The 24339-nt window shown below is 49.1% G+C and carries 23 protein-coding genes and 1 riboswitch; of the genes, 5 read left to right on the plus strand and 18 right to left on the minus strand.

What is annotated here, in order from left to right; genetic code table 11:
• Positions 1-410 precede the first annotated feature (410 nt).
• The gene (locus RB297_RS06615) at positions 411-1391 is read right to left on the minus strand and encodes a glycoside hydrolase family 5 protein (RefSeq protein ID WP_096774126.1); all 981 of its coding nucleotides are present in this window, start codon (positions 1389-1391) and stop codon (positions 411-413) included.
• Between the two features lie 255 nt (positions 1392-1646).
• On the opposite strand from RB297_RS06615, the gene RB297_RS06620 reads away from it, so the two are divergent.
• Positions 1647-2846 (plus strand): AGE family epimerase/isomerase, encoded by a 1200-nt coding sequence (locus RB297_RS06620; RefSeq protein WP_375120094.1) that lies wholly within the window; start codon positions 1647-1649, stop codon positions 2844-2846.
• 138 nt (positions 2847-2984) lie between these two features.
• Entirely contained in the window at positions 2985-3989 is a 1005-nt protein-coding gene (locus RB297_RS06625; protein ID WP_375120095.1) for a substrate-binding domain-containing protein, read from the plus strand.
• Between the two features lie 141 nt (positions 3990-4130).
• Here the strand turns inward: RB297_RS06625 and RB297_RS06630 are convergent, their stop codons facing one another.
• The 5 genes from RB297_RS06630 to RB297_RS06650 all read right to left on the minus strand — a co-directional run bounded on the left by RB297_RS06630 (position 4131) and on the right by RB297_RS06650 (position 8582).
• The gene (locus tag RB297_RS06630; RefSeq protein ID WP_375120096.1) at positions 4131-5294 is read right to left on the minus strand and encodes an MFS transporter; all 1164 of its coding nucleotides are present in this window, start codon (positions 5292-5294) and stop codon (positions 4131-4133) included.
• A gap of 63 nt (positions 5295-5357) precedes the next feature.
• Positions 5358-5457: riboswitch (purine riboswitch) on the minus strand.
• 32 nt (positions 5458-5489) lie between these two features.
• Positions 5490-5915 (minus strand): VOC family protein, encoded by a 426-nt coding sequence (locus tag RB297_RS06635; RefSeq protein ID WP_277746149.1) that lies wholly within the window; start codon positions 5913-5915, stop codon positions 5490-5492.
• 113 nt (positions 5916-6028) lie between these two features.
• Positions 6029-6832: a DUF6597 domain-containing transcriptional factor gene (locus RB297_RS06640; protein ID WP_375120578.1), complete on the minus strand. Its 804-nt coding sequence runs from the start codon at positions 6830-6832 to the stop codon at positions 6029-6031.
• 85 nt (positions 6833-6917) lie between these two features.
• Positions 6918-7361: a hypothetical protein gene (locus RB297_RS06645; RefSeq protein WP_375120097.1), complete on the minus strand. Its 444-nt coding sequence runs from the start codon at positions 7359-7361 to the stop codon at positions 6918-6920.
• Entirely contained in the window at positions 7362-8582 is a 1221-nt protein-coding gene (locus RB297_RS06650) for an aminotransferase class I/II-fold pyridoxal phosphate-dependent enzyme (protein WP_375120098.1), read from the minus strand.
• Positions 8583-8733: 151 nt separating this feature from the next.
• Between RB297_RS06650 and RB297_RS06655 the strand changes: the two genes are divergently transcribed.
• Positions 8734-9939 (plus strand): MFS transporter, encoded by a 1206-nt coding sequence (locus RB297_RS06655; protein ID WP_213578948.1) that lies wholly within the window; start codon positions 8734-8736, stop codon positions 9937-9939.
• Between the two features lie 1306 nt (positions 9940-11245).
• On the opposite strand, the gene RB297_RS06660 is transcribed toward RB297_RS06655, so the two are convergent.
• The 11 genes from RB297_RS06660 to RB297_RS06710 all read right to left on the minus strand — a co-directional run bounded on the left by RB297_RS06660 (position 11246) and on the right by RB297_RS06710 (position 20742).
• Positions 11246-11575: a four-helix bundle copper-binding protein gene (locus RB297_RS06660; RefSeq protein WP_375120099.1), complete on the minus strand. Its 330-nt coding sequence runs from the start codon at positions 11573-11575 to the stop codon at positions 11246-11248.
• Between the two features lie 245 nt (positions 11576-11820).
• Entirely contained in the window at positions 11821-12474 is a 654-nt protein-coding gene (gene catA, locus RB297_RS06665; protein ID WP_375120100.1) for a type A chloramphenicol O-acetyltransferase, read from the minus strand.
• A 357-nt stretch (positions 12475-12831) separates the two neighbouring features.
• Positions 12832-15075: a stalk domain-containing protein gene (locus RB297_RS06670; protein ID WP_192571561.1), complete on the minus strand. Its 2244-nt coding sequence runs from the start codon at positions 15073-15075 to the stop codon at positions 12832-12834.
• A 289-nt stretch (positions 15076-15364) separates the two neighbouring features.
• On the minus strand, positions 15365-15991 hold the full coding sequence (locus tag RB297_RS06675) for a histidine phosphatase family protein (protein ID WP_375120101.1): 627 nt from the start codon (positions 15989-15991) through the stop codon (positions 15365-15367).
• Positions 15992-16021: 30 nt separating this feature from the next.
• Complete coding sequence (locus RB297_RS06680; RefSeq protein WP_096774136.1) at positions 16022-16396, minus strand: VOC family protein; 375 nt, start codon at positions 16394-16396, stop codon at positions 16022-16024.
• Positions 16397-16480: 84 nt separating this feature from the next.
• The gene (locus RB297_RS06685) at positions 16481-16921 is read right to left on the minus strand and encodes a hypothetical protein (protein ID WP_096774137.1); all 441 of its coding nucleotides are present in this window, start codon (positions 16919-16921) and stop codon (positions 16481-16483) included.
• A 51-nt stretch (positions 16922-16972) separates the two neighbouring features.
• Positions 16973-17485 carry a GNAT family N-acetyltransferase gene (locus tag RB297_RS06690; protein ID WP_096774138.1) on the minus strand — a complete coding sequence of 171 codons (513 nt, stop codon included), beginning with the start codon at positions 17483-17485 and terminating at the stop codon, positions 16973-16975.
• A gap of 190 nt (positions 17486-17675) precedes the next feature.
• On the minus strand, positions 17676-18407 hold the full coding sequence (locus RB297_RS06695; protein ID WP_192572615.1) for a class I SAM-dependent methyltransferase: 732 nt from the start codon (positions 18405-18407) through the stop codon (positions 17676-17678).
• 161 nt (positions 18408-18568) lie between these two features.
• Positions 18569-18844 (minus strand): CD3324 family protein, encoded by a 276-nt coding sequence (locus RB297_RS06700; protein ID WP_015735839.1) that lies wholly within the window; start codon positions 18842-18844, stop codon positions 18569-18571.
• A gap of 342 nt (positions 18845-19186) precedes the next feature.
• Positions 19187-19933, minus strand: coding sequence for a type I methionyl aminopeptidase (gene map / locus RB297_RS06705; protein ID WP_375120102.1), 747 nt, complete (start codon positions 19931-19933; stop codon positions 19187-19189).
• 26 nt (positions 19934-19959) lie between these two features.
• Positions 19960-20742: a TetR/AcrR family transcriptional regulator gene (locus RB297_RS06710; RefSeq protein WP_375120103.1), complete on the minus strand. Its 783-nt coding sequence runs from the start codon at positions 20740-20742 to the stop codon at positions 19960-19962.
• A 448-nt stretch (positions 20743-21190) separates the two neighbouring features.
• Between RB297_RS06710 and RB297_RS06715 the strand changes: the two genes are divergently transcribed.
• Both RB297_RS06715 and RB297_RS06720 read left to right on the plus strand, forming a co-directional pair.
• Complete coding sequence (locus RB297_RS06715; RefSeq protein WP_375120104.1) at positions 21191-22471, plus strand: XRE family transcriptional regulator; 1281 nt, start codon at positions 21191-21193, stop codon at positions 22469-22471.
• A gap of 248 nt (positions 22472-22719) precedes the next feature.
• Positions 22720-23133 (plus strand): hypothetical protein, encoded by a 414-nt coding sequence (locus tag RB297_RS06720; protein ID WP_096774143.1) that lies wholly within the window; start codon positions 22720-22722, stop codon positions 23131-23133.
• 42 nt (positions 23134-23175) lie between these two features.
• Here the strand turns inward: RB297_RS06720 and RB297_RS06725 are convergent, their stop codons facing one another.
• Positions 23176-24279, minus strand: a complete 1104-nt coding sequence (locus RB297_RS06725; RefSeq protein ID WP_375120105.1) for a threonine aldolase family protein — start codon at positions 24277-24279, stop codon at positions 23176-23178.
• Positions 24280-24339 lie beyond the last annotated feature (60 nt).

Below are 24339 nucleotides of genomic sequence, written 5' to 3' on the forward strand. Positions count from 1 at the left end.
TTAAAATAACGAAATCGAGTAAACAGGAGCCTTTGGTAGACCAATCGGCTGATATATCGTTCAATACTAAGATAATGAATGATCATTTAATGAGGACTGAATGAATTTGCTTGTGGCTAGATTAAACCAATTAATACCACCTGTCAAGTAGGAATTAAATATATATTTAAACCATCAAAACAAAACCCCGCACTAGATGCAGGTTTCTCCAAAGCCAAGCATATTGATATTGCATAAAGGTTGTTCCTCTTCTTTGTCGATAGGTCTTGAAGAGGATGCAAGAATAGGCTGTATGTCGATTCAGAAAATCCTATAGAAAAAAGCCGTCGAGACGGTTCCTCGACAGCCTGCATGCATCCATATTTTTGAGCTTGCTGTTAACATGCAATCTCATCTACCTTAACCCGATTTTAATAAATGCCCGCTTTCTTGGAGGTTTGCTGAATCCCGTCGGTTCCATGAACCACCGTGTTTCCCCAGCCGGTTAGGTTTCCGCTTGGCCCTGCAGCCAGATCCAAATCGTCCAGCTCCGGGCTGTTTCCGTACCAGGACCAAGCCAGCCAGCCGACTTCCTTCTGCTGTCCGTACTTCATAATAGCAATCTCATCGACATCTGCACCTTGATGATAGCCGCCGAACTCCCCAATGATTAAAGGCAATCCTTTGTTTAAAACATCGTCCATATTCGTTTTCACCGTAGCGGCATCCTTACCGGCATACTCATACATATGGATGGAGAATACCGTATTCTTCAGTTGATCGGAAGCAAATACCGCGGCCCCCTCATCCACGATGGATTGCGGGTATTGCCCCCATCCCGCTGCATCAACGATCAACGTATTCTTAATGCCCGCGTTTCTTAATTTGGGAATGGCCTGCTTATAACCATCGGCCCATCCGCTGCTGTTCCAATTTCCATACCATTCATTAGCAATATTGACGATGACGCGGTCTTCTTTTCCGATCAATGCCCCTTTGATGCTGATCCAATAGTCGACGGCCGCTTCAAGGGAAGCATACTCATCTTTGCCTGTCGCATCATGCACCTCCAGAACGGCTATCATTTGATGCTGCGACACCAGCGAGATGATACTGTTGACGGCGTTCAGGTCATCCTTGGTCCATTGCGCCCCGTTCGACAAGACGACTCGTACGGTATTGGCTCCCGTTTGCGCGATAGCCGGAATAGCCGCGTTCAGATCATTCTTGTACCAGGTGTGGGGATGATTTACACCCCTCATCACAAAGGCCTTGCCCGTTGAATCATACAGCTTGGTACCGTTTACATAAAATCCTGTGGCTGCTTCTGGACTAGGAAGCCCACCGCCTACTGACACACACGCCAAGATCGCGACTAGAATAGACTTCCATCCCTGCATCCATATCAACATCATCTTCCTCCCTCTGGATTCATATCATTTGATTTCTAGCCTCGACACTAGATGATGAATCAAAACCGAAGTGTGTAGATTATTTAGGTAATCGTTTAAGTAATAATTCGAATTTTATATGCCTCACCTTCACCTGTCAATGGTGTATGCATGTTTATAATAATATTGCTTACAAAAGATTTCGTTGACATCGAACGATACTCTTTCTTAAAATATTTTCTAAGGTTAACGATAACTTAATGACGGAGGCTTTATATGACAATGACTTTACATACCCTGGGTTCTGAAATCCGAAAAGAATGGCTGGAGCATATCCTGCCTTTTTGGGGAGGATTGAAGGACGAAACCAACGGCGGGTTTTACGGCCAAGTGAACGCCGATTTAAAGATTGATGAACAAGCAGCCAAAGGCGGGATTGCCTGTTCAAGAATTTTATGGAGCTTTAGCGCAGCCTATCGGACGACGGGGCACGAAATCTACGCAGAGCATGCCAGGCATGCCTTTCAATTTCTCTCGCGCCACCTCATTGACCGCCAATATGGCGGACTGTATTGGATGGTGGATTACAAGGGAGTCCCGACAGATACCAGGAAACATATCTACAATCAAGCGTTCGGGGTATATGCATTAAGCGAATACCACCGCGCTTCCGGGAACCAAGAGGCATTGGATCTGGCCAAAGAGCTGTACCGTCTGATCGAGAGTAAGGGGTATGATGCGAAACGGCAGGCCTACAAGGAAGAGTTCGACCGGGAGTGGAACGAGCAGCCCAACGAAATGCTTAGCGGCAACGGCGTGGTCGCGCATATCACGATGAATACGCATATTCACGTCCTGGAAGCTTACTCCACGCTTTATCGGGCTTGGCCCGAGGCGGTGGTCCGAGAATCGCTTCATAACCTGCTGTCCATTCTGTACCATCATATTTTCGATGCTGATCGGAGACGTTTAGGGGTGTTTTTTGACAAGGATTGGAACCCGCTCGTGGATGTCACTTCATTTGGCCATGATATCGAGGCCAGCTGGTTGATGGATGAGGCGATTGAGATCATCGGAAGCACGAATCCGGATTATAAGCGCATGGTTCTGGACTTGGCGTATGCCGTTTCTGAACGGGCCGTGCAGCAGGATGGTTCGCTCATGAATGAGCAAGAAGGCTCACGTCTGGATACCTCCAGAATCTGGTGGGTCCAGGCTGAGGCTATGGTCGGTTTTTTCAATGCCTATCAGCGTATGGGAGATATTCAATTTCTTGAACAGGTCTTCAGAATGTGGAATTATACGAAAAAAAATAATATCGATTCCCGCCCGGGCAGCGAATGGTTTTGGTCCGTCAATGAGAACGGACGGCCGGATCAGCACGAGATGGCCGGACCATGGAAATGTCCGTATCATAACAGTCGATTTTGCTTGGAAATCTTAAATCGAATCGAACATGTAAGCAGCAAGCTCTAACAAAATAACAATCAGAAATGCGCCTTCGCCTTTATTTGTCTCAGACGAGCAGGTATACTGTACTTGGATCATGGAATGATTGCATACATACTCGGACAGATGGTCTACTTCGACTGTAGATAAAAGGAGACAAACGCGATGAACAAAAACATAACGATGAAGGACATCGCGGAGCAAGTTGGCGTCAGCACGGTGACCGTCTCGAAAGCCCTGAACGACAAGGAAGGCGTAAGCGACGAGTTAAAGGCAAGAATCAAATCCATCGCCAGCGAAATGGGCTATCGGGTGAACACCGTTGCCAGGTCCATGCGCGAAGGGCTGACTTACAACATCGGCGTCATCATTCCCGAACGTTTTACCGGACCCGACCAATCGTTCTATCTTCGCGTCTATCAAGAAATCTCCAAGGGATTGGAAGACTACGGGTATTACGGCATACTTCATATTTTAAGCAGCTCGGATGAACAGGCCTTGCAGCTGCCGCGCATCTATTATGATCGCAAAGTGGACGGATTCATTCTGCTGGGACAGATCAGCAAACCTTACATCGAGATCATGCACGCCATCGAACCGCCGATTCTGTTTCTGGACTTCTACGATGACCATTCGGATATTGATGCGGTGGTTTCGGATAATTTTTACGGTGCCTATGAACTTACCAATTACCTGATCCGGCAAGGACATCGCAACATTGCCTATGTGGGCAGCTTGCATGCCACAAGCAGCATTCAGGATCGGTTCCTGGGTTACTATAAATCGCTGCTGGAGCATCATATCTCGCTTCGGCAGGACTGGGTAATCAACGATCGGAATGAGCACGGCAATTATCTCGACATCGAGATTCCGGATGAATTGCCAACAGCTTTCGTATGTAATTGCGATCAGGTCGCCTATTTGGTTGTGCAGAAATTGCAAGGCATGGGTTACCGCATTCCCGACGACTGCTCCGTCGTCGGTTTTGACAACGATATCTACGCTACGCTGACCGTACCGCACCTGACGACGGTTGAAGTCAATATGAAGCAGCTGGCTCAAACATCGATCCAGTCCATCTTAAGCAAAATCAGCACCCCTGATACCAAATTCGGCAGAATTGTGGTGAAGGGCAAGATCATCTATCGTTCTTCCGTCGCCAAGATGTAAACCCTCCCACCATCAAGCATGCCCCAAACCACGCATCGTGCACACAGGGAGCAGTGCGCACGATGTACAAAACGATTGCAAAAGAAAAGACAGCTGCATGGATGCGGCTGTCTTTTAAATTCGCGAAAAATTTACGGCTATTTATTTGCTTGTCTTCCACGTTAGCGCAGGTCTCGTCAAAGAATAAACGGCACAAACCAGGGACACGATGACGATCCCCCCGCCTACCCAGGCCGTGCTGGCTACGGTGCCTCCCTGCTCTAACACGAGGCCCCCAATGGCAGAGCCCAATGCGATGCCGATTTGCAGCGCGGAATTGTTAAAACTTTGCTGGATATCGGACGAACCCGGATCCACTTGAATCAGATAATTCTGCAGAGGAGGAGCCAGGCTCCAGCTCAATGCCCCCCATATCATCATCACGATTAAAAACACGCCAATCGAAAATGTGGATAACGGAAGCACGAACAATACCAGCATGAATGACGTAATGATGATCACGATGCTCTTATGCGATCCGAGCCGATCCGCAAGCGCCCCGCCGAACGCCCCGCCGCCGACGGCGGATAGTCCGAACAGGAAGTAACAGATGCTGATCCAATAAGGGCTCAGCCCAAGCTCCGATTCAAGAAACGGCGTGAAGTACGCATATATGGTGTAATGCCCTGCAAGCATGAACAAGGTGGCCAGATGCGCACCGGCGATTTTCATCTTGCCCAGCGCCTTGATCTGAACGGATAACGGCGTAACATTTTCAGGCTTGATCCGGTCCAGGAACATATAGATCAAAATCATGGAACCGATCGACAGGAAGCCGATACCCAGGAACAACACCCGCCATCCGAAAGCCTCGCTGATCAGGATGCCGAGCGGCACGCCTAGCACCAATGACGAACTAATCCCCATATAGATAACGCCAAAGGCTTTAGCGCGATGTGCAGGCTCAACCACCTTGGCGGTAATCGTCAAAGATAACACGATAATCAATGCCGTACTCATCGCGGTTAAGATTCTGGCTGCCATGAGCAGCGTAAAGTTCGGACTTACATAAGCCAGCAAGTTACCAATAAAGAAAATAAACAAGGAAATCAGGTAAAGCCGTTTGCGCTCCACTCTTGCCGTCAGCGCAAGAAGCACCGGTCCCGCTATCGCATAGACCAGGGCGAACACGGTAATCAGCTGACCCGCCGTACCGAGTGAAATATTCAAGTCGTCCGCAATGAGCGGCAGTATCCCGCCAACAATAAGTTCAACCAGCCCGACGGATATCGTCGAAATCGCTAGAATTAATACTTTCAGATTCATCTGGAATGAAATCCCCTTTCTTCGATGTCATGTTTATAATCAACAAAAAAATCCTGACTACAAAAAATGACAAACATTTTCTGTAATCAGGATTTTACGGTTCCTGGTAGAGACCCTCAGACCATATTAATGAGGTTATACATACAAATAAAATATTCAGTTGCACAACAATCGTTGATTAATTTATCACATCCGTTACGAAAGATCAACCTCCCATGCAGGATTCCAGCAAATCTCCCACAAATGTCCGTCCGGATCGAGAAAATGACCGGAATAGCCTCCCCAGAAGGTGTCTTGTGCCGGTACGGTTACATTAGCGCCCGCTCTACTGGCTTGCTCCATCACCTCATCCACTTCTTCCTTGCTGCCGACGTTGTGGCCGATCGTGAATTCCGAAGAACTCGGGGACGATAAGGGAACATTCGCTTCAACCGACAGATCCTTGCGATTCCATATCGCCAGCTTCACACCGGCTTGCAAGTCAAAAAATGCTACAGCCCCATGCTCGAATTCAGTGCCAATGATTCCTTCGGTCGAAAGCCCGAGCCCGTCACGGTAAAATTCCAGGGACCGTTCCAGGTCATCAACGCCAATCGTAAGTACGGATATGCTTGCTCTCATTTTACATTACCTCCTGTACATCATCATTGTTACTTCTACCCCATTGTCGTTCAACACCGGAATGAAAGATTGTAAAAAAAGGACAAACGTTGCCGCCGCCAAGCATACAAAATTTATGGTTGAAAAGCCTGCTTCGGCGACATGCCGTATAAGCGTTTGAAGGTGTTAATAAAATGAGGCTGATCATAATATCCGTATTGGGCAGCGATTTCAGGAAACCGGTTAGGCTTGGAACGGCGCATCTCCTGCAGCAAATTCTGGAATCGTATGATGTCCGTCATTTCCTTCGGCTTCATCCCCAATTCCTTCTGAAATGCTCTTCTTATGTTTCTCTCGCTGTAATTCATTTTTTCGGCCAGGGCATGAATCGTTATTCTCCCCTTGGAGGCGTATAAATGCTGCATGCCTTGCTCCACCAGCGGTTCAGAGCGAATGTTACTCCGTCTTAACGCGTTGAATAAAAACGTCTCAATCAGCTCGATGCGTCGGGCGGAGTCGAGAGCTGTCACTATTTCTTCGTTCAAGTGATTCACCTCTGCCCCCCACGCTTCTTCCAAGAGGACGGGACCCTCCCGAAATTCGGAAGCGGGAAATTGGATGAACGGACGAACGGTTTCCGCATAGAAGCGAATACCGAACAGAGACTGCTCCTGCGTGAGTATCGCCGCTTCATAACGGGACATCAGGCCCGTAACGAAACCGGAAGCCGAGGCGGTCCGTGCCTTCAAATTAAAAATGATATCCACGCAGCCGTCGGGAAGGATGCGATGGAGCGGAGCTTGAATGGACGTGACTCGGTAATCCAAGCTCCAATAACAGGCTACATATGCCATCAATGGCTGGCATGGCCTATATTCCGTATAGGCATAATCTGAAACAGGAGATTGAATCTCTATGGCCGGTGCTTGTACAGGCATAAAATTCCGCAATGCGCTCACCCTTAATTATGCTTGAATTAACAAACAACTTGATAAGAAAGAAAAAACGTAGTCTTAGCGTCTATCAATCATGCTGTCCTGCTCGTATCTGCAGGTTCATAATTTGACCGTCTCGCGACGTAATGTAAACCTTCCAATCCCCCGTTACTCCACGCCCGTCATGCATGGCGAATGTCCGGGTTCCCTCCGTGTCGGCTTTGACATCCGCGTATCCGAATTCCTCCGTTCCCCGGTAGACCTTCAGCATCACGTGGCCCGTGCTGTTCTTGTTATGAACCTCAACGGTTAATTTGCTGCCCTGCTCCGGCATGGTGGTAAACGTGTTTTCGTACGCATTGACGCCCTGGTACTTATCCAAGTCTATATATTGCACCTTAAAAGGCGTGTTGCTGTCAGCACCATCAACTTCCTCTATGTACGATGCCTGATGATGAACGAGTTCGCCCGCACTCTGATGGAACAGCGCCAGCGCCAGAAACATGGCGTAGCCGACTCCAAGCCATTTCATTTACGGCGAAACACCTCCAATAAATTTCCCTATGCGCACCGCCGCCTCGCGCAGAGCTTCCTCTTCCTGCACCAGCGCGATTCGCACGTATCCTTCACCTTCAGAGCCAAAAGCATCTCCTGGTATAACCGCCACGCCTGTATTCAACAGCAATTCGCGGGCGAACCGCCGCGAACTCCATGCTTCCTCGCGAAAAGCTTCTGGCATCCGAGCCCATAGAAACATCGTGGCCAGCGGTTTAGGAACGTCCCACCCCGCTTCTGCCAGGGAAGCTGAGAGGACATCACGGCGTTGTTCATACAGCGAAGCAACACCGCGTTCTTCGTGGGAAGCAGCCATGGCTTGACGCAAGGCATGGACCGCCGCCGTCTGAACCGGCTTGAACACGCCGAAATCGATGTTGCTTTTGTATTCCCGCAGCGCGCCGACAGCTTCCTCATGACCGGCAAGAAAACCGATGCGACAGCCTGCCATATTAAAGCTTTTGGAGAAGGAGTGAAATTCCACGGCGATGTCGATGGCGCCTGGAGCCTGCAGTACGCTTATCGGGCGATAACCGTCAAAGCCCATTTCGGAATAGGCCAGGTCATGGACGATGAGCACGTCCCATTTTTTCGCCAAACCGACCAACTTTTCAAAAAAAGCAAGATCGGCCTGAACCGCAATCGGATTCCCCGGAAAATTCAGCAGGATGAAGGTTGCTTTCATCCAAATCTCGTCCGGTATGCTGTCCAGATCGGGCACGAACCCCCGCTTTTCTTTCAGTGGCAAATACCAAGGCGTTACCCCTGCGATCGCAAGGGCTCCGGCATAAATCGGATATCCCGGATTCGGCACAATAGCCAAATCCCCCGGATTGCATATGGCTTGAGCCAAATGCGATAATCCGTCCTGAGAGCCCATTAAGGCCAGTATTTCCGTGTCGGGATCGACGTTCACGCCGAAGCGGTGCTTCATCCATGCTGCCGACTGCTCTCGGAATTCCATGGTTCCTCTGGTGCCCGGATATGTATAGTTATCTTCTTTTAGCGCTTCTTGGCTCAGGATCTCGCGTATATCGTCAGAAGGACCACGGTCAGGACTGCCAATACTCAAATCGATGATATGTCTTCCCGCCTGGGCAGCTTCTTGTTTCCATTCGCTGACCTCGGCAAATATCGAAGAACCGATCTGTGATAATTTGTCTGCACGCCATGATCGCTTAGAAGTTTGATTCGGCATGGTATCCACCCACTCCACTTTTTTTTCCTACATTATAGCATGAAGCCGGCTTTAGCTTCTCTTGGAATTCCGATCTGGGGCTTGACTTGAAAAGCCTTTCATATCGTAAGATCGAACCATACAAAAAGAGAAACCAGGAGAAGAGACAACCATGACCAGATTGAGAGAAACCATTTTTATTATCGCGTTTACGTTTGCAGCCTTTGTGCTGGGTACCACCGAATACGTCATTGTTGGATTATTGAAGGACATTAGCGCAACTCTCAGCATTTCGCTTGCGGCTGCAGGTGTCCTCGTATCCTGCTTTGCTATCGCTTATGCGCTCGGAACGCCTTTTGCAGTGACGCTGCTCGGACGCATTCCACGGCATGTTACCATCCTGTCAGCGTACATTGCGGTGTTGGTGTTTAATTACTTGACCATCTTCGCAACCACGTATCCTGTCATGCTGTTCATTCGCATCATCACCGCCATTCTGTGCGGATTGACCTTGTCGCTCGCCATTGCCGCAACCAGTGAGCATATGAGCGCTTCCCGCAGGGCTGGCGCGGTTGCCTGGATCATTGGAGGTTTTTCCATAGCGAATGTCCTGGGCGTTCCCGTCGGGACGCAGATCGGCCAAATGGCTGGATGGCAAACCGCTTTTATCGTTACTTCACTTGTGGGGATCATCCCGCTTGCGTTCATGTTGGCCGTTATGCCCAAGAGCAATACGATTAGCGTAAGCTCCATGAAGCAGCAATTTGCCTTATTCAAAAACCAACGGATTCGTCTTGCGTTCTTCATTCCGGTTTTCGGCGTAGGCTCCGTATTTATCGTATACACGTACATCACGCCGCTGTTAGAGAACGTGCTGGGGATACCGCAGCAATGGATCAGCACCGTCCTGCTGGCTTACGGCGCTTTCACGATTCTAAGCAACTGGCTTGGCGCCAAGGTAGCGCAAGGCAATTCCCGGGTTAAATTGAAAGTGATTTTCACCATCCAAGCGATGATTATGACGGCTCTGGCTCTCACCCTATCGCTCCCGTGGATGGCATTAGCATCCTTGATGCTGGTCGCCTGCTTCTCCTTTGCGCTCAGTACCGCCGTTCAGTTATACCTGATTGACTTGGCAGATGAATCTTCGCCCGGTTCCAAGGACTTCGCTTCCACGCTCATGCCGGTTGCATCCAACATGGGAATTGCGCTCGGCTCCCTTCTGGGCAGCCTGGTCGTGGACAGCATTGGCCTGGCCTACCTGCCGTGGGCTGCAGTTGCATTCGCTATCGGAGCTTTTGTCATAACTTCCCGCTGCCATCAGCTCGACCAAGAGCAATCGGAGTTAACGCTCCTGACATCGGTTAAAGCTTCATAGAACTATTTTAATCCTTCTCATTTTAGGTGAGAGGGATTTTTTTGAACGGCGGAAATCGGTCATTCTCGCTATACCAGATACCTTATCTAAAATGGCACAGTAAACTCGTATTCATTCGATGGTCAACTAATCCAAAGCCTATTTGGAATTCAAAAAGCTTACCCGTTATGTAACGGTGTAAGCTTTTTGTTATCCTGTCATTCAGTTCGGCAGGAATCGGCATGAGTCCAATATCATGCCGATTCCGATTCCAGCAAATAGCGAATCCTCTGTCCACACAATCTCCCTATTCGGCTGATTTCACCGAAAAAAACACCAGGGGTTGCGTCGCATTACCGACTCATCCATTAGGATAACGCCATAGATACAGCTTTGTTAAACCCCTTGGATTTGCGATATTAGAGGACACTGGTTCCGCTATTCCATTGTTTTTACCTAATTCATGGCATTATGCGGACAAGAGATCCGCTATTGTTGGATTTAGCGTGGATTCTTCCGTGATTATGGTGCAATAACGGATGCTGTGTCCGCTTGATCACCATAATAGGCCCATTTCGGCGAAATAGCGGATCCTCTGTCCTCATGAGCTCCATTTGGGGCATTTTCCAGCATGTAGCTGGGCCTCTTCTATAAGCATGAGTCCAATATCATGCCGATTCCTGCAAATAGCGAATCCGCTGTCCACACAATCTCCCTATTCGGCTGATTTCACCAATATAGGGGCTGCGTCGCATTACCACTCATCCATTTGGATAACGCCATAGATACAGCTTTGTTAAACCCCTTCGATTTGTGAGGTTAACGGACACTGGTTCCGCTATTCCATTGTTTTTACCTATTTCATGGCATTATGCGGACAAGAGATCCGCTATTGTCGGATTTAGCGTGGATTCGTCCGTGATTATGGTGCAATAACGGATCCTGTGTCCGCTTGATCACCATAATAGGCCCATTTCGGCGTAATAACGGATCCTCTGTCCTCATGAGCTCCATTTGGGGCATTTTCCAGCATGTAGCTGGGCCTCTTCTATAAGCATGAGTCCAATATCGTACCGATACCAGTAAATAGCGGATCCTCTGTCCCCATCGTCTCCCTATTCGGCTGATTTCACCAATATAGGGGTTGCGACGTATCACCGACTCACCCATTAGCTGTCCTCACAATCACCATAACAGTCTCACTCCAGCAGGCAGCGGTGCCCCCTCATTCTACATCTGCCCACTTAGTCTACATGTATCCAATTATAGGACCATTCCAGCATATAGCGAGCCTCCGCATCGTCCATCTGCTCGATCGATCCCCTGCTTAAGCCGCCATCTCCCGGCATGCCTTCGCACATCTGAAGCAGGCTTCCGCACATTCCTGACAGTGCTTAGCATCATGCTTCTTGCACTCGTTTCCGCAAGCTTCACAAACATCGGCACAGATCCTGCATATTTCTCTGGCATACATGCTGTTCGTGGACATGGCCTGAGCCGCAAAATTACATATATCCGCGCACTGTCGATCCAATCGTATGCATTCCTTCATCATCGCAACATCCTGCTCCTCCAAACATGCGGTGTAACAATGGTTACAAGCTACCATACAGCGCAAGCATTCCTCGATGCATTTTCGAAATGATTCGTGTGACATACAACATTCTCCTTTCGGTCTTAGCGATTATAGGATTACCTTGTACCAAGGTTGTATGTTATTAACCAAAACTTGTGAAGATTCAATGAGGATTTTTTGGAGCATCGAGTTGTCGAGCTTAAAGGTGTGACTAGATTAGATAAAAAAAGACGACTGCGCAGCAGCCGTCTCTCCTTTTTCATGATGCCATGAATGCACCATTTCCCGTTAATATACTTCGAGTTGGGCATTCATCGAACATCCCATTATTTTAGCCAGTCCTCACAGGAATCCGCCATTTTTTGCAAAGCTTGAAAGAACATGCTGGCATGGTAACCATCACACACCGCATGGTGCACCTGCATTGAAACCGGCAGCAGCATGCGCCCTCCCTGCTCGGCGTATTTGCCGCCCGTGATGATCGGCAGCAAATATTCTTTATCATGGGCAATATTCAGGTTGAACCCGCTAAACCTTGCCCAGGGGATCATGGATATGGGAAACGTATTGGGCGGTGGATTCTCCTTAACGAAGATCCCTTTGACATCCCGATAACGTTCCATGTCCTGCTCATATAGATCATGGAATCGATCAAAATCGTCCACAAATTCAGTCCATAAGCTGGAGAAGGTATGATCATCCTTGTGAAAAAAAGTATAACTTGGCGTCATGGAATCCCAGTACCCCAGCTGCCCCCCTGGGCTATACGAGGTTTTGAATTCTGCGCGTTCATTGACAACCCGGGTCACCATGTAAATAAAAGCCGGGTAAAGCTTATACCCCCGAATCTTCAGTGCTTGAAGCAACAGCGTGATATCCGTGTCGACAGTCATGCTGTAGGTGCATTGATTTACGTTTGTGTAATGCTCGAAATACGGCAGTCTGTTCCACCGCTCGATATCAATGGTATGGAAATTCATTTATTTGCCCTCCTAAAATAAAATCATTCTATTTCAGGAGGGTACATCCACCGCTTTAACCACAAGCCATCACTCCAAAGTTTTATATATCCGTCAGCAAGCTCAACGATTACATTTAAAATCCCGTACGACTTTCACGGTATCATAGAAAAAGGCCGTGTTGAACGCTCATATTTTGTTGTGTCCCTATTATAAATCATCACGCTCTTAAAAAATAGAGAATGACAATCCATGCTCCCGCCTGCTTATGTACCTTTGAACTCAACTCAGCGCGTCTCGTCGACGGGATACGCTCTAAAGAAAAGGCTTCGCTCCTCGAGCAGAAGCTCAAGTCGCAAAGCCTTTATCCTTCCAATCTTAATGAATCACTTCCGGCAATTGGGTAAACAGCAGGTTTACCGGCAAATTGCTTCCCGGCGCAGCCGTCAGCATGATTTCAACCTTTTGCTCAAAATCGCCCGTACGGTAGAGAACCGCTTGCTCTCCTGGGGATACCTGGCCCAAGGAATAAATCGGTACGATCGTTCCGTTCATCATGGCATAACCCGAGTACTTGCCGCCCCGCGGGTTAAACGAGATCAGGGTATTCGGCGCTACGCGATCCAGCGTGATTTTATACAGGACCCCGAAGTTGCCGGTATTGTGCGTAATATCTCCAACCATAGGATCCATGCCTTGCAGGTTAGGGTCATCCTGGTTGTCTCCAAGAACGAGACGCTGGGATTCTGCCCCCACCAGCTCGGAATAACGAATGATCCGCGTCGAATCCGGATAGGTGCCGCGGTTATGAACGCCATCGCGATCCAGGATCGGCAGCGTGCTCAGCACCTTCAACGGATCGGATTTTTCGTCAATCATTACGACGTCGAACTGGATCGGCAGGTCGCTATACATATCCGAGTACAGGGAAATGACATGCCCCTGCTTCATTCGAATCTCGCTCAGCTCCGTCATGACCAGCTTCTGTTCGCCAGGTGCAAGCGTTACGGAAGTTCGCTTCGAATCGTCCTGCATGGATTGGAAATAATTCAGCACGGACTTTTTGCCTGCTGCCGTCGCGATCGGCGATGGACCTGCAAATCCCAGGTAATCTTGTCTGAGCGTTACCGGAGTACTGTTCTTGTTAGTTGCAATCACGTACATCTTCACGTTTTTGTTCAGATTGTTCACGTGGTGAATCATGAAGCGCATGTCGCCTACCGCTGTCTCTTGATACACGATGCCCTCGCTGTTTACGGTTTCCGGGCTGTTACTGCGGATCAGCGTGCTTGGCTCGTCGTAAAAATCATAATTGATCTTCGGACGCGAAGTGACATTGCCGAGGAACGAGAATTTCTCTCCTTCCGGAATGAACAGCATATTGAAGTCGTCTTGCTCATACAACGTCTCGTTCGTTACGTTGATGGTCGTCTCGTAGGAGGAGCTAAGTCCCTTCTTATCGGTGACGGTCAACTTGATGGTATACACGCCAGGCGAGAAGAAGGCATACTCTTTGTTCTCCCACTTGTACGTCAGGTCCTCGTTCTTGTCCTGGTCGTCGTAGCTTTGATCCGTATAGGTGATCAGCTCGCCCATTTTATATTCCATCTTGTCGGTTTCGAACATGGCTACAGGCGGAAGGTTCGGCTGAACGACCGTAATCGTTTGGCTGTATGGTTCACTCCAAGCTCCCGTCGAATCCTGAACCGAGTAAGTGACTATGTATTGACCTGGCGCATCAAATATATCTTGCTTGCCTTCCCAACGCTCATCGATGATTTCACCTTGTACATTCTCAACCTGAGGTGTATAGGTAACTGTAGTCTGCCCTGCAAAGATCTCTTTAGGTCCTACCGTAAACTTGGCAACCGGCTTGCTTTCCAGACTCATGATGACGCGCTTGCCAACATTGTCCACTTTATATTGAATGTCCAGCGCTTGCGTGATGGCTGTCAGCGGAACCATGAAGGTGCTCTTGGTTTGGTAAGAGGTGCCTTTCATAGTTTTGGTTACGCCGTTGACGGTATACTTGCTGCTGTCCGTTTTGAAGCGGAGCTCATTGCTTCCTTTAGTGATAATCGTTTCTTTGGTCTTCTTATCGTAAGTGACCTTGAAGCCTACACGATCCACAAGGGCACGGATGGGAACATAGGATACTCCCTTCTTGACTTGCATCGGCTGCGGTGCATTGTAGGTAACGCCGTCTTGAACCATCTTCGTGCTATTAAAATAAAGAATAAGTTCCTTGCCCGTCACGGATGGCGTGTTATTCTGGTTATCCTGCCCTACCGTAGTCGTTCCCGGATCTTGGACTTCACCGGACTCCTCCACCGGCACTTCGGTCGTTCCTGTTTCGGTTGTACCTGTTTCAGTGGTTCCTGCTTCATCCGGCGCTTGAGTTCCTTCTGTCTCTGTCGTATCGGATGTCTCTTGAGCAGCGCCTGAAGCGTTTGTACCCCCGGATTTTAGTGATTTCGTTGCCGCTGAATTTTGCTCATACACTTCTTGGGTGACTGACGGTTGCGTTTGGTCTGCGGCATTGGCATCCGCGCTCGCCGGATAAGCTGCGGCCAATTGGGCAACAGCCAATACGGTTAGCAATGATCGTTTCTTCAGTTTCATTCCATAACTCCTTCTAATCCTTTTTGATATTTTAATGAGGTCATACTATTAGACGTAAATTTTGGTAAAAAAGTTTCTCTGAACTGTGAATAATATTTAAGATGATGTAGAACTTTGTTAAAAACCTATAAAAAATCCCGAAACAGCATCAACGCTGAAACGGGACTAATTGGTCACACGATAGAATTCATATAAATGTTCCTAGATTTCATAAATCCATTAACCTTCCTAAGGTTCCGATTCATCATCATTTTGGAATATACAATATAGGCATTGTAATCAACCGAGCTCATTGTTCTACGTTCAGATGCTCCTGCAAATTCGTAGCCGCAATAACCTTTCTCCCGCTTGCCGGGTCATATTTCCACAGATGAAGACCCGTATCTCCTGTCGGCACATGAATGTCGGTATGATAAGGAAGATTCAAGAAGCTCCGAAATAACATCGAGATCATCCCGCCGTGAGAAACAATGCAGACGCTTTTCAACTCGGGTTCGTTATCGAAGGTAGTAAACAGCTTGGACATGAATTGCTCGGCCCTTGCTCTGAGCTGCACTTCAGATTCTCCGCCTTTAATGGCATCATGCCGCTTCCTTCCGCCCAGGGGCAGAGGGTACTTTATCAATGCCTCTTCCCTTAACATACCCGCGATAACCCCATTATTTTGCTCCATCAAATCAGGATCATAGGTAACGGGTACTTTTGTCGTTTTAGCGATCATGATAGCGGTCTGCTTTGCCCGCTGAAGCGTGCTGGAAAAAATCGCATCCAACGCATATGCATGATGAATCCAATCCGCCAGCAGTCGTGCTTGCTGTTGACCGAGGTCTGTTAAAGCATAATCCGCCCATCCTTCACACCGATTCAAAATATCCGCTTCCGACTGTCCATGTCTGACGACTAGAATTTCAACCATATGCAGTCCCTCACTTACATCCTTCAGTGATTATTGTTTGTTGCCAACGGCGATCCAGCGCCCGTCCACATCCTCAAACACAAGCTCATAATTGTTATAATCCGTTATGGTTAACGGTCTGACAATCTTCACGTTCAATTCCATGAGCTCCTGCTCGATCTCTTGTAGTCCATACGCAACAAAATAGGCATCGTACCCGTAACCGTAACGGATTCGATTCGGCACGACCTCCACGTCTGTCATCGTTAATACGATTTCAATGGAATCCCTGTATAAGCACACATGCGGTTCGTCTGCATCAAGATAGTTCACGGCACGGAACCCGATTTCTTCATAAAACTGACTTGTCCTCTTGATATCAGATGTCGGAAAGATTTGCAGGCAATGGGAAAACCCTGTACTCATGGTTCTATCTCCTTATCTCCTGTTCTAGCCCTCTTCATAACGACTAAACTGCTTATCCTTCATTTCCCGTATATCCCGGATCGCTCATGTGACCGGATCTTCTCCCGGATCCACAGAAATTGACGCAATGCCAAACAGATGAAGAATCGCTAAGTAGAATGGGTAAAGCGCCAATCCCGCTATGGCAATGAGTCCTGTTACAGGGCTGGGTTTGTCGACCGGATTCGTGATCGGGAACCATGCAGCCGTAATGTAAACCAGCATCATGAAATAGGGAATCCATAAAATTAGAGCAAAAAAACTTGCTTTGCGACCGTTTAACCAATATCGGACCAGCTTCGGAACCCCCCAACCCGACAGAATGAATCCAGCAACGCAATAGACTAAGGTCAGCGCATTCACGTGATCCAGGTCCCACCCTGTCAATCTGCCAATCCGGTACACGTTGACCATCAGTTCAATCCCGGCAAAAGGAAACAGCGCATACAAAGCAGCCGCCATATTTAATCGAATGATGAAGTTCATATCCACTCTCCTTGCACGCATTCAACTGTAACCGATATGCGGCAGGCCGCTTTATGAAATCAGCTCTTTAATCAAATACAAATTCAGATCATCATCCGCGCATACCATGTCGCCCGGCACCACAGGTTCGTTGTTGTACATGATCCCGTTGCCGTCCGGAATATAACCGCGCCGTACATAGATTCTTTGAGCCGCTCCATAGTCCCTGTATAATCCCACCCCGATGCCGATACGCGGCAGTTTCTTGCTCACGATGATCTCGAATTCTTCTATGATCCGATTGGCGATCCCGTTTTTTCGATACTCGGGAAACACGTTCAGATCATTGATTTCCGGAATGTTCTGATCCCGAAAATACGGATAAGCCGACTCATATTTCAAATGCGATACGCCGGCCAGCTCACCCTGTACAAAAGCCAACAACGTGATGCGTATGCCGATTTGGTTTTCAAATTCACAACGATCATAATACTCATCCGAGCGTTGTATTTTTTGCTGTTCAAATGCATCTTTCCAAATACGTTTAAGGTCTGCGTTATCCAAAACTTTCAATGTAATGTCCATAGGGCTACCTCGCTGTTATGTATTGGTATGGTGAGTACCGTCAGCCTCTATTTTAATGCTTTTCCTTAACTTGGTAAATCATTCCGAAGCAATTGATGCATGAAATCAAAACGGCCAAGACGAATGTCCCGGCCGCTGCCCGATTTTTACCACAAATAACCCTGTTGCTAAGCAAAAAACTCGGTCTCTGCTACTTTCTGGCCGACATCAGCATAAACATCGGACGGTGACCTTCTTCCTCCCATTCGGGATGTGCCGCCAATTGTGCCTCAGAAGGACCCCAGTCCTCAACATGAGTTATGGTAAAGCCAAGCCCGATCAACATATTGAGATAGGTGCCCATCGTCCGGTGCTGCTTAATTACGCCTTCGGCAAGCCAATTCGTTGTACGCGGTCCTTCTTGCTGGTAATGATCAACCGGCCAAGTTTGATGCCCGCTGGGATGCTGAATCCATTCGGGACGGCTTGAAGCCGTGTATATCGGATGCTCGACGGAGCATACCAGGCTTCCGCCGGGCTTAAGTGAACGGTGCACTTCCTTTAAGAGGCCCTGCAAGTTTTCAATATAATGAAAAGCGAGCGAGCTATACACCAGATCATACTTTTCAGAATCCAGCTCCAACGTCTCCAGATCCGCTTTGATATAGCTAATGTTGGAGTCCTGCGTTTCGGCCTTCCCCCGTTCCAGCATATTCTCGGACACGTCAACTCCTATCACTTTCTCGGCGCCGCCATGCTCCCTCGCCCATCGGCTGAACCAGCCGAACCCGCAGCCTAAATCAAGAACGCTGGCACCGCTCAGATCCGGCAGCATCGATCGCAGCGTTTCCCACTCGGGAGCGCCGTCCAAGCCATGAACGGAACGACTTAATTGGCTGTAACCCTGAAAGAATCCTTCATCATCATAAATGTTTTGCGTCATCACCGTTATAGCACTTCCTTCGTCTAGAATATCTCTCCTAAACTTACTTTCTTCATGCGTGGTTCTCAAGTTTATGTTTGTTTCTGCCTTAAACAGGATCAAACACCCATAAAAAAGCGATATCTGAAGATCGCCACCGATCCTTCAAATATCGCTGCATTCTAACTTTTCCTTCGTTCGGCCCGAATAATTCTTCGTATCGATTGCTCCGTTAAATAATAACGTTCAGACAAGGTACGAATGGAATCACCCTTCATATGACACTTGAAAATGTTCCGATTCCGCTCGTCCAGATCTCGCTTGGCTCCGGTTTGTTCTCCCCAGCCCTTGCGGTTCTCCGACTTTCTGGGAATATAAATATAACTTCCATCAATATACTGCTGAATGGTTTTGATTACGTGTTCCGGCAAAATATGTTGTGCTTTTTCGTATTTCATACCCCTTGCCCCTATCTACATGGAATCGTGTAAATAGTGAGCAAAGCCTGCACAAATATAACAGCGGCTAATTCATGTTGGAAGTAGGCTCCGAACAATTTCTCTGCCCGTTATTTCCGTGCAGCTTTGCCCGGAGCCTGATTTAACCACTTGAACGGTCGTGCTCCTAACGTGAGCCATCATCATTTTCACCTCGCCCGATTGGATGATACAAAGTTCGTTCGCTTCCCTCTATTGTAACAAATTCGATTTCCTTTGTGTCAGGTTCGAATAACGAGATGACGAGTTCTCCCGATCCCACACCTACCCAGCAACCTAGTAGACAAACGAATGTAAAAAAGCTTACTGGGCCGTTAAAATCAGCGGTCCATCCTTCGTGATAGCGATCGTATGCTCATATTGCGCCGACAGCTTGCCGTCGGCCGTTCTCGCCGTCCACAGATCGTCGTCGATCGTGATGCGGAACGTACCTTCGTTGATCATCGGTTCAATCGTAAACACCATGCCTTCCTTTAACCGAATGCCTTTGCCGGCTACGCCGACATGCTCGTAGTTCGGCTCCTCGTGCAGGCTCCGTCCGATCCCGTGCGCCAGCAGATCGCGCACGACCGAGAACCCGTTCGCTTCCGCATGCTGTTGAATCGCCGACGTTATATCGCCAAGCCGGCCCCCGGGGAGTGCCCGGGCGATCCCCAGATCCAGGCATTCCTTTGCCACCTTCATTATGTTTCGCGCCTCCGGCCGGATATTGCCCACTGGATAGCACCAGCACGAATCGCCGAACCAGCCGCCGTATTCCACGACGATGTCGAGCTTCAGCAGGTCCCCATCCATCAGCGCCCGGTTCGAAGGAATGCCGTGGGCCACCACATCGTTGACCGATGTGCAGGTTTCGGCGGGGAAACCGTTGTACCCTTTCGTAAACTGCTTGCCGCCCAGCTTGGTGATGTGTCTGGCAACAAAGTCATTGATCTCCCGGGTGGTGATCCCGGGCTCGATCAGTTTGGCCACCTCGCGGTAGCAGTCCGCAACGATTTGGCTCGCCGGCTTCATCTCTTCGATTTCCTTAGGTGATTTTAAAATGATCATCTATGTTTATTCGCTCCTTATCAGCTCTATAGTTTTAAAAACCGCACGATATCCCTGGCCTCCTCGTGCAGCTTTCCGCGGCGAAGCGAGAGCGAGGCGCAGCCGACCAAGGCGGCCAGCAGCATTTCCGCGCGCTGCAGCCGATACGGCGGCTCCGCCGCGTTTGCGCCGGAAGCGGCAGCCTCGTTCGCCGCCCGCCCGGTTTCCAGCAGCGCGGCAAGCGGCGCAAGCACCTCTTGGCGAAAGGCGGTCGTAAGCGGGGCCGAGCGCGCTTCAGGCAGCGCGGCAAAGCCCTCACCGGCCAGCTTATGCAGCAGGAATAGGGCGTGATCCTCCGCCCAAAGCTGCAGCAGCCGGACGCCGGCGGCGGCGACGGGGCCAAGCTCAGCGGCAGCAGCCGTTTCGAGGCTTGCGCTGCGGGAATCCGCGGCAGCCGAATTGCCGATGTCAGCCGCCCCAGCCAAGCCGAAAGGCCAGCCCACAGGCGCCTCTCCCGAAGCAGATGCGCGCGGGATCTCCGGCGGGGCGTCCCGTTGAGCATCCGGCGAGACCTTCGGAGGGGCATTCAGCGGGACCTCCAGCCATTCCCCGGCCCGCTCCAATGCGTCCCACAGCAGATCGTGAAGCAAATCGCCCTTATTGCTGTAATAATGGTATACCGTTCCATAGCCGAGTTCCGCCTGCGCAGCCACATCGCGGATTTCCAGTAAAGGCCCTTTATTCAAAAACACATCGGCAGCGGCTTTACGGATTTGCGCCAGACGCCGCAGCCGGATCTCTTCGTTTTGTTCCTTCGTCCGTGGAGTCATCTCGTCCGTTCACCTCTTTTTTTGACCTACTCTTATGTCAATATAAAACATCAGCTTGCGAATAACAAGAGTATAGCTGGAGGATTTGCGGTTCAGCCTAGAAATCGGTGCTTGACCACAGGTTAACCTTAAACGCGCGGACCTGTTTAGAACATTGCTGCGCTAACGTTTCTCATGGCCTTAATCGGCTCCAAAACTCAAATCATGGTCACCAACAACCATTAGATATTTCCCCTCTTTTACGCACCCGCATACACTCTTCCTGCCAAGCACCGATTGATCGTTTCGGGCCGGAAATCCCGCTAATCCCCTGGCTGAGGCTAAAGCACGTTTTATTTCAGAATCTTAATACTAGGACCTTTCTCCTCTTTTAAACGTTCATTCCGGCCGGCGGACACCGAGCATGGTATACTCTTCCCAACCATTCAATGATTAAGGAGCCTGTACCGTGCTAAAAGAACGTATTGACTACTTGTGCAAGAAGAAAGGAATATCCCGCAAAGAGCTGGTTGAAGGATTCGTGACCACTGCCCACTTTGCGAACATCCTTGCCGAACGATATCCATTGCCCGAAGACCTTGCCGGGCATCTGGCGCAGCGCCTTCAAGTGTCTCCTTCCTACTTGGTGAAGGCAGGTAACACCGATCAAGATACGCTGGAGACCGCAAATTGCATTTTTGAAGAGCTTTCCCAAGCGGCTTCGCTTCTATCAGAAGAGCGTATCCACGATCTTCCGGATCGTCATGACTGTTTAACGGTGGAGCTCACCGTAGCTTTGATGAAAGCCGTTTATTACCAACAAGTGAATGATGCGGTATCCCATGATTACCTGCACCAGAACTATCTGAATTTTTACCTCGAGAAGTATGGGCGCCCCGATGAAGCCGAGCTCCCGCTGCCTGCGAAGAAAGCGATGCTTTTCTACAAAATCCAATTCTACCGGTCCAAGAACCGTTATCATGAGGCTTTAAGCCACGCGAACCGGTTAAGCGAATATGTGCGGGAAGGGACCGATTTATGGCTGACCACGCAAAACTTCAAGATGGAGGCCAGCATTTTTTTGAAGTTATACGACCAGGCCAAGCAGGTGTTTGAAGGAACGATGCGACGGGTTTATGAAGAACGGCTATTTCACCGCTTGACCGATCTGTACATCGCTTACAGCGGTTATTGTTACTCGATGGGATTGTATCAGGAAGCGCTAGTCACCCTGTCGATGGCGGAAGCCAATCTGGTGTATGCGGTAAACCAGGGGAATATGTTATCCACCATCATGAACAACCGGATCATCATGCTGACGATGCAGGGAGAGCATGAAAAAGCGGAGGAAGAAATCCGGCGCTTTGCGGAACTTCTCGAACGGGAATCGGCGGAGGTACGGGAGCAATTCCGTCCGATCCTATTGATTTACCGCTGCGAGTCGGCTGCGGCTCAAAAGCAATGGGGGCTATTAACCCAGTACATGCAAGAGCTCCAATCGTTGGAGCTGACAACGGATCAAGAGATGTCCGCATTTTTTTATCAATGCCAGCTCGCCTTGGCTCATGGACACCATGAAGAATTTATGGAGTATGCCCTGAAATGCCTGCCGTATTACGAATCCGCTCAGCTCACCATGCGACTAGAATCCTTATATGAAGCATTGGCGGCCGTATCGGAGGAATCAAGGAAATACAAGGAGTCGACCGTCTATTATAAAAAGCTGGTCTACCTGCTTCGAAACAAATAATTCATGCGTTAGAAGGTCGAAACGACCAACTTCATTCGCAAAACTTTCATCATGACTTACCGTTCATTGGCTTTGCAACCGAATCAACCTGATTGAACCCTATGAATACCGCAAAAGTTTTTCCGAAACGATGAGGTTCATTCCATCATATTGCCCGAAGTTTTGTTTCCTTGCGAAACCATTGTCGCCACAGCTCACCGAGGCTAACATTGAATTATAAATAATTCATCTAAGCGAGGTGCTCGATTATGGGATGGTTTAGCAAAAAGAAAAGTCCGCAGGATGCGCTGGAGAAAGCAGATCAAATGATGAACAAAGGTTTGACGGGTATGATGATGAAGGGTTTAGTGCCGAAAGAACATCGACACGCCATCAATCAAAGTCTGGAGCAAGCGAAACAGGCACAGATGGCAGCGACAGGCGCCCTTTCGTTAACGGCGACCGCCAACGTACGATCCATACGGGATACCGGAAAGCTGATCAATTTCGATCCCGTCGTCATCCTAGAACTGGATGTCACCGAGAACGGAGGAAAGCAATATACCAAAACGCTGGAAACGCTCGTATCGAAACTGCAAATTCCGAGAGCCGGTGATACCATCGGCCTCGCTCAGCATCCAGCCAATCCATCGGAACTGGTCTATATGGGGCTGATAAGCTGAATGCGCCACGTAAAAAGGACCTGAATCAGGTCCTTTTTGTTGTTATATGCCTGCAGCTTCCTGCAATTTTTCGTTCAACATTCGGAAGGCTTCGTGAATGCTCTCTTTTGGCGTCTTGCCGTACCTCTCCCCGATGTTGACTTCCGAATAACACTGATCTTCCCCTGCCTCGTTCAGATAAGCGACCAATCCGACCCCCGTCGCACGGTACACATCAATCAGGATCGGTTCCAGCTGTTCCTTGTCCATTTCAAAGTACACATGGAACATATTCGATACGGGCACGGCAGGCTTCGTCTTCACGCCTCGGCACTGGCCGAACATCGCTGCTAGCTCTTTGGCTTCTTCGTAATACCGGCCCATGCTGCCTATTCTTTCCGCATAATAATAATCTGAGCTGATAATATACGGGTAAAGACTGACCAGATCGCCGCCATGCCGTCTCTTCCACACTTTGGACTTTGCCGTGAAATCTGTCCCGCCGGCCAGAATGGCGCCGGCAATCCCGCCGATGCCTTTATAGAAAGATACATACACGCTGTCAAAAAGAGCACAGATTTCTGCAGCCGTTTTCTGATAATACGGTGTAATCTCGAACAATCTTGCCCCGTCCAGATGCAGCTTGATGCCTTGAGTACGGCAATAGGCCGAAATGGCCTCCAACTCCGCGTAATCAGGCAGCTGCCCTCCGATTTCACGCTGCGGCAATTCCAGAAGCAGACATGCAATGTCACGATCCAAACGCTGCACGTCCTCAAGCGTAATCAAACGCTCCTGATCGCCAAGCAGAATCGGCTCGATTTGATGCAGCTCTTTAAGCCCGTCCTCCTCGTGAATCTCCAAATGGCAAAGCGGGTGATACGCCACTCGCTTCAGATCCGCATCATCGCACCAGATCCGCAAAGCAATCTGCTGCGCCATCGTTCCGCTGGGAAAGAATACCGCCGATTCCTTACCCAGAACCTCTGCCATTCGCGTCTGAAACTCTTCGATGATGGCGCCCTTGCCGTATGTATCCCCCATCTGCGACCCATCCGCGCTGCGAAATGCCTCGAGCAGCACTTCAACATTCCTGCGGCTATGGCCAATCAATGGGTATGCTGTTTCGCCGTAAGCCTCGCCAAGCGATTTTCGCTGTTCTCCCATGTCGCAATAACTCCCCTTGTTCCATCGATTTTGAGCCTAATCTCTTTACATTGAATGAAC

The organism is Paenibacillus sp. CR_12 (genome assembly GCF_041953985.1).
GTDB classification, from domain to species: Bacteria; Bacillota; Bacilli; order Paenibacillales; family Paenibacillaceae; genus Paenibacillus_AQ; species Paenibacillus_AQ lautus_A.

What these genes read in the sequence shown, in the direction of transcription:
- RB297_RS06720 (WP_096774143.1), top strand. Translation starts at nt 22,720, where the DNA reads ATGGGATGGTTTAGCAAAAAGAAAAGTCCGCAGGATGCGCTGGAGAAA.
- RB297_RS06700 (WP_015735839.1), bottom strand. Translation starts at nt 18,844, where the DNA reads ATGAAATACGAAAAAGCACAACATATTTTGCCGGAACACGTAATCAAA.
- RB297_RS06685 (WP_096774137.1), bottom strand. Translation starts at nt 16,921, where the DNA reads ATGAACTTCATCATTCGATTAAATATGGCGGCTGCTTTGTATGCGCTG.
- RB297_RS06650 (WP_375120098.1), bottom strand. Translation starts at nt 8,582, where the DNA reads ATGCCGAATCAAACTTCTAAGCGATCATGGCGTGCAGACAAATTATCA.
- RB297_RS06675 (WP_375120101.1), bottom strand. Translation starts at nt 15,991, where the DNA reads ATGGTTGAAATTCTAGTCGTCAGACATGGACAGTCGGAAGCGGATATT.
- RB297_RS06620 (WP_375120094.1), top strand. Translation starts at nt 1,647, where the DNA reads ATGACAATGACTTTACATACCCTGGGTTCTGAAATCCGAAAAGAATGG.
- RB297_RS06635 (WP_277746149.1), bottom strand. Translation starts at nt 5,915, where the DNA reads ATGAGAGCAAGCATATCCGTACTTACGATTGGCGTTGATGACCTGGAA.
- RB297_RS06625 (WP_375120095.1), top strand. Translation starts at nt 2,985, where the DNA reads ATGAACAAAAACATAACGATGAAGGACATCGCGGAGCAAGTTGGCGTC.
- RB297_RS06690 (WP_096774138.1), bottom strand. Translation starts at nt 17,485, where the DNA reads ATGGACATTACATTGAAAGTTTTGGATAACGCAGACCTTAAACGTATT.
- RB297_RS06710 (WP_375120103.1), bottom strand. Translation starts at nt 20,742, where the DNA reads ATGACTCCACGGACGAAGGAACAAAACGAAGAGATCCGGCTGCGGCGT.
- RB297_RS06660 (WP_375120099.1), bottom strand. Translation starts at nt 11,575, where the DNA reads ATGTCACACGAATCATTTCGAAAATGCATCGAGGAATGCTTGCGCTGT.
- RB297_RS06655 (WP_213578948.1), top strand. Translation starts at nt 8,734, where the DNA reads ATGACCAGATTGAGAGAAACCATTTTTATTATCGCGTTTACGTTTGCA.
- RB297_RS06725 (WP_375120105.1), bottom strand. Translation starts at nt 24,279, where the DNA reads ATGGGAGAACAGCGAAAATCGCTTGGCGAGGCTTACGGCGAAACAGCA.
- RB297_RS06630 (WP_375120096.1), bottom strand. Translation starts at nt 5,294, where the DNA reads ATGAATCTGAAAGTATTAATTCTAGCGATTTCGACGATATCCGTCGGG.
- RB297_RS06645 (WP_375120097.1), bottom strand. Translation starts at nt 7,361, where the DNA reads ATGAAATGGCTTGGAGTCGGCTACGCCATGTTTCTGGCGCTGGCGCTG.
- RB297_RS06615 (WP_096774126.1), bottom strand. Translation starts at nt 1,391, where the DNA reads ATGTTGATATGGATGCAGGGATGGAAGTCTATTCTAGTCGCGATCTTG.
- RB297_RS06695 (WP_192572615.1), bottom strand. Translation starts at nt 18,407, where the DNA reads ATGACGCAAAACATTTATGATGATGAAGGATTCTTTCAGGGTTACAGC.
- RB297_RS06640 (WP_375120578.1), bottom strand. Translation starts at nt 6,832, where the DNA reads ATGCCTGTACAAGCACCGGCCATAGAGATTCAATCTCCTGTTTCAGAT.
- RB297_RS06670 (WP_192571561.1), bottom strand. Translation starts at nt 15,075, where the DNA reads ATGAAACTGAAGAAACGATCATTGCTAACCGTATTGGCTGTTGCCCAA.
- catA (WP_375120100.1), bottom strand. Translation starts at nt 12,474, where the DNA reads ATGAATTTCCATACCATTGATATCGAGCGGTGGAACAGACTGCCGTAT.
- map (WP_375120102.1), bottom strand. Translation starts at nt 19,933, where the DNA reads ATGATCATTTTAAAATCACCTAAGGAAATCGAAGAGATGAAGCCGGCG.
- RB297_RS06680 (WP_096774136.1), bottom strand. Translation starts at nt 16,396, where the DNA reads ATGAGTACAGGGTTTTCCCATTGCCTGCAAATCTTTCCGACATCTGAT.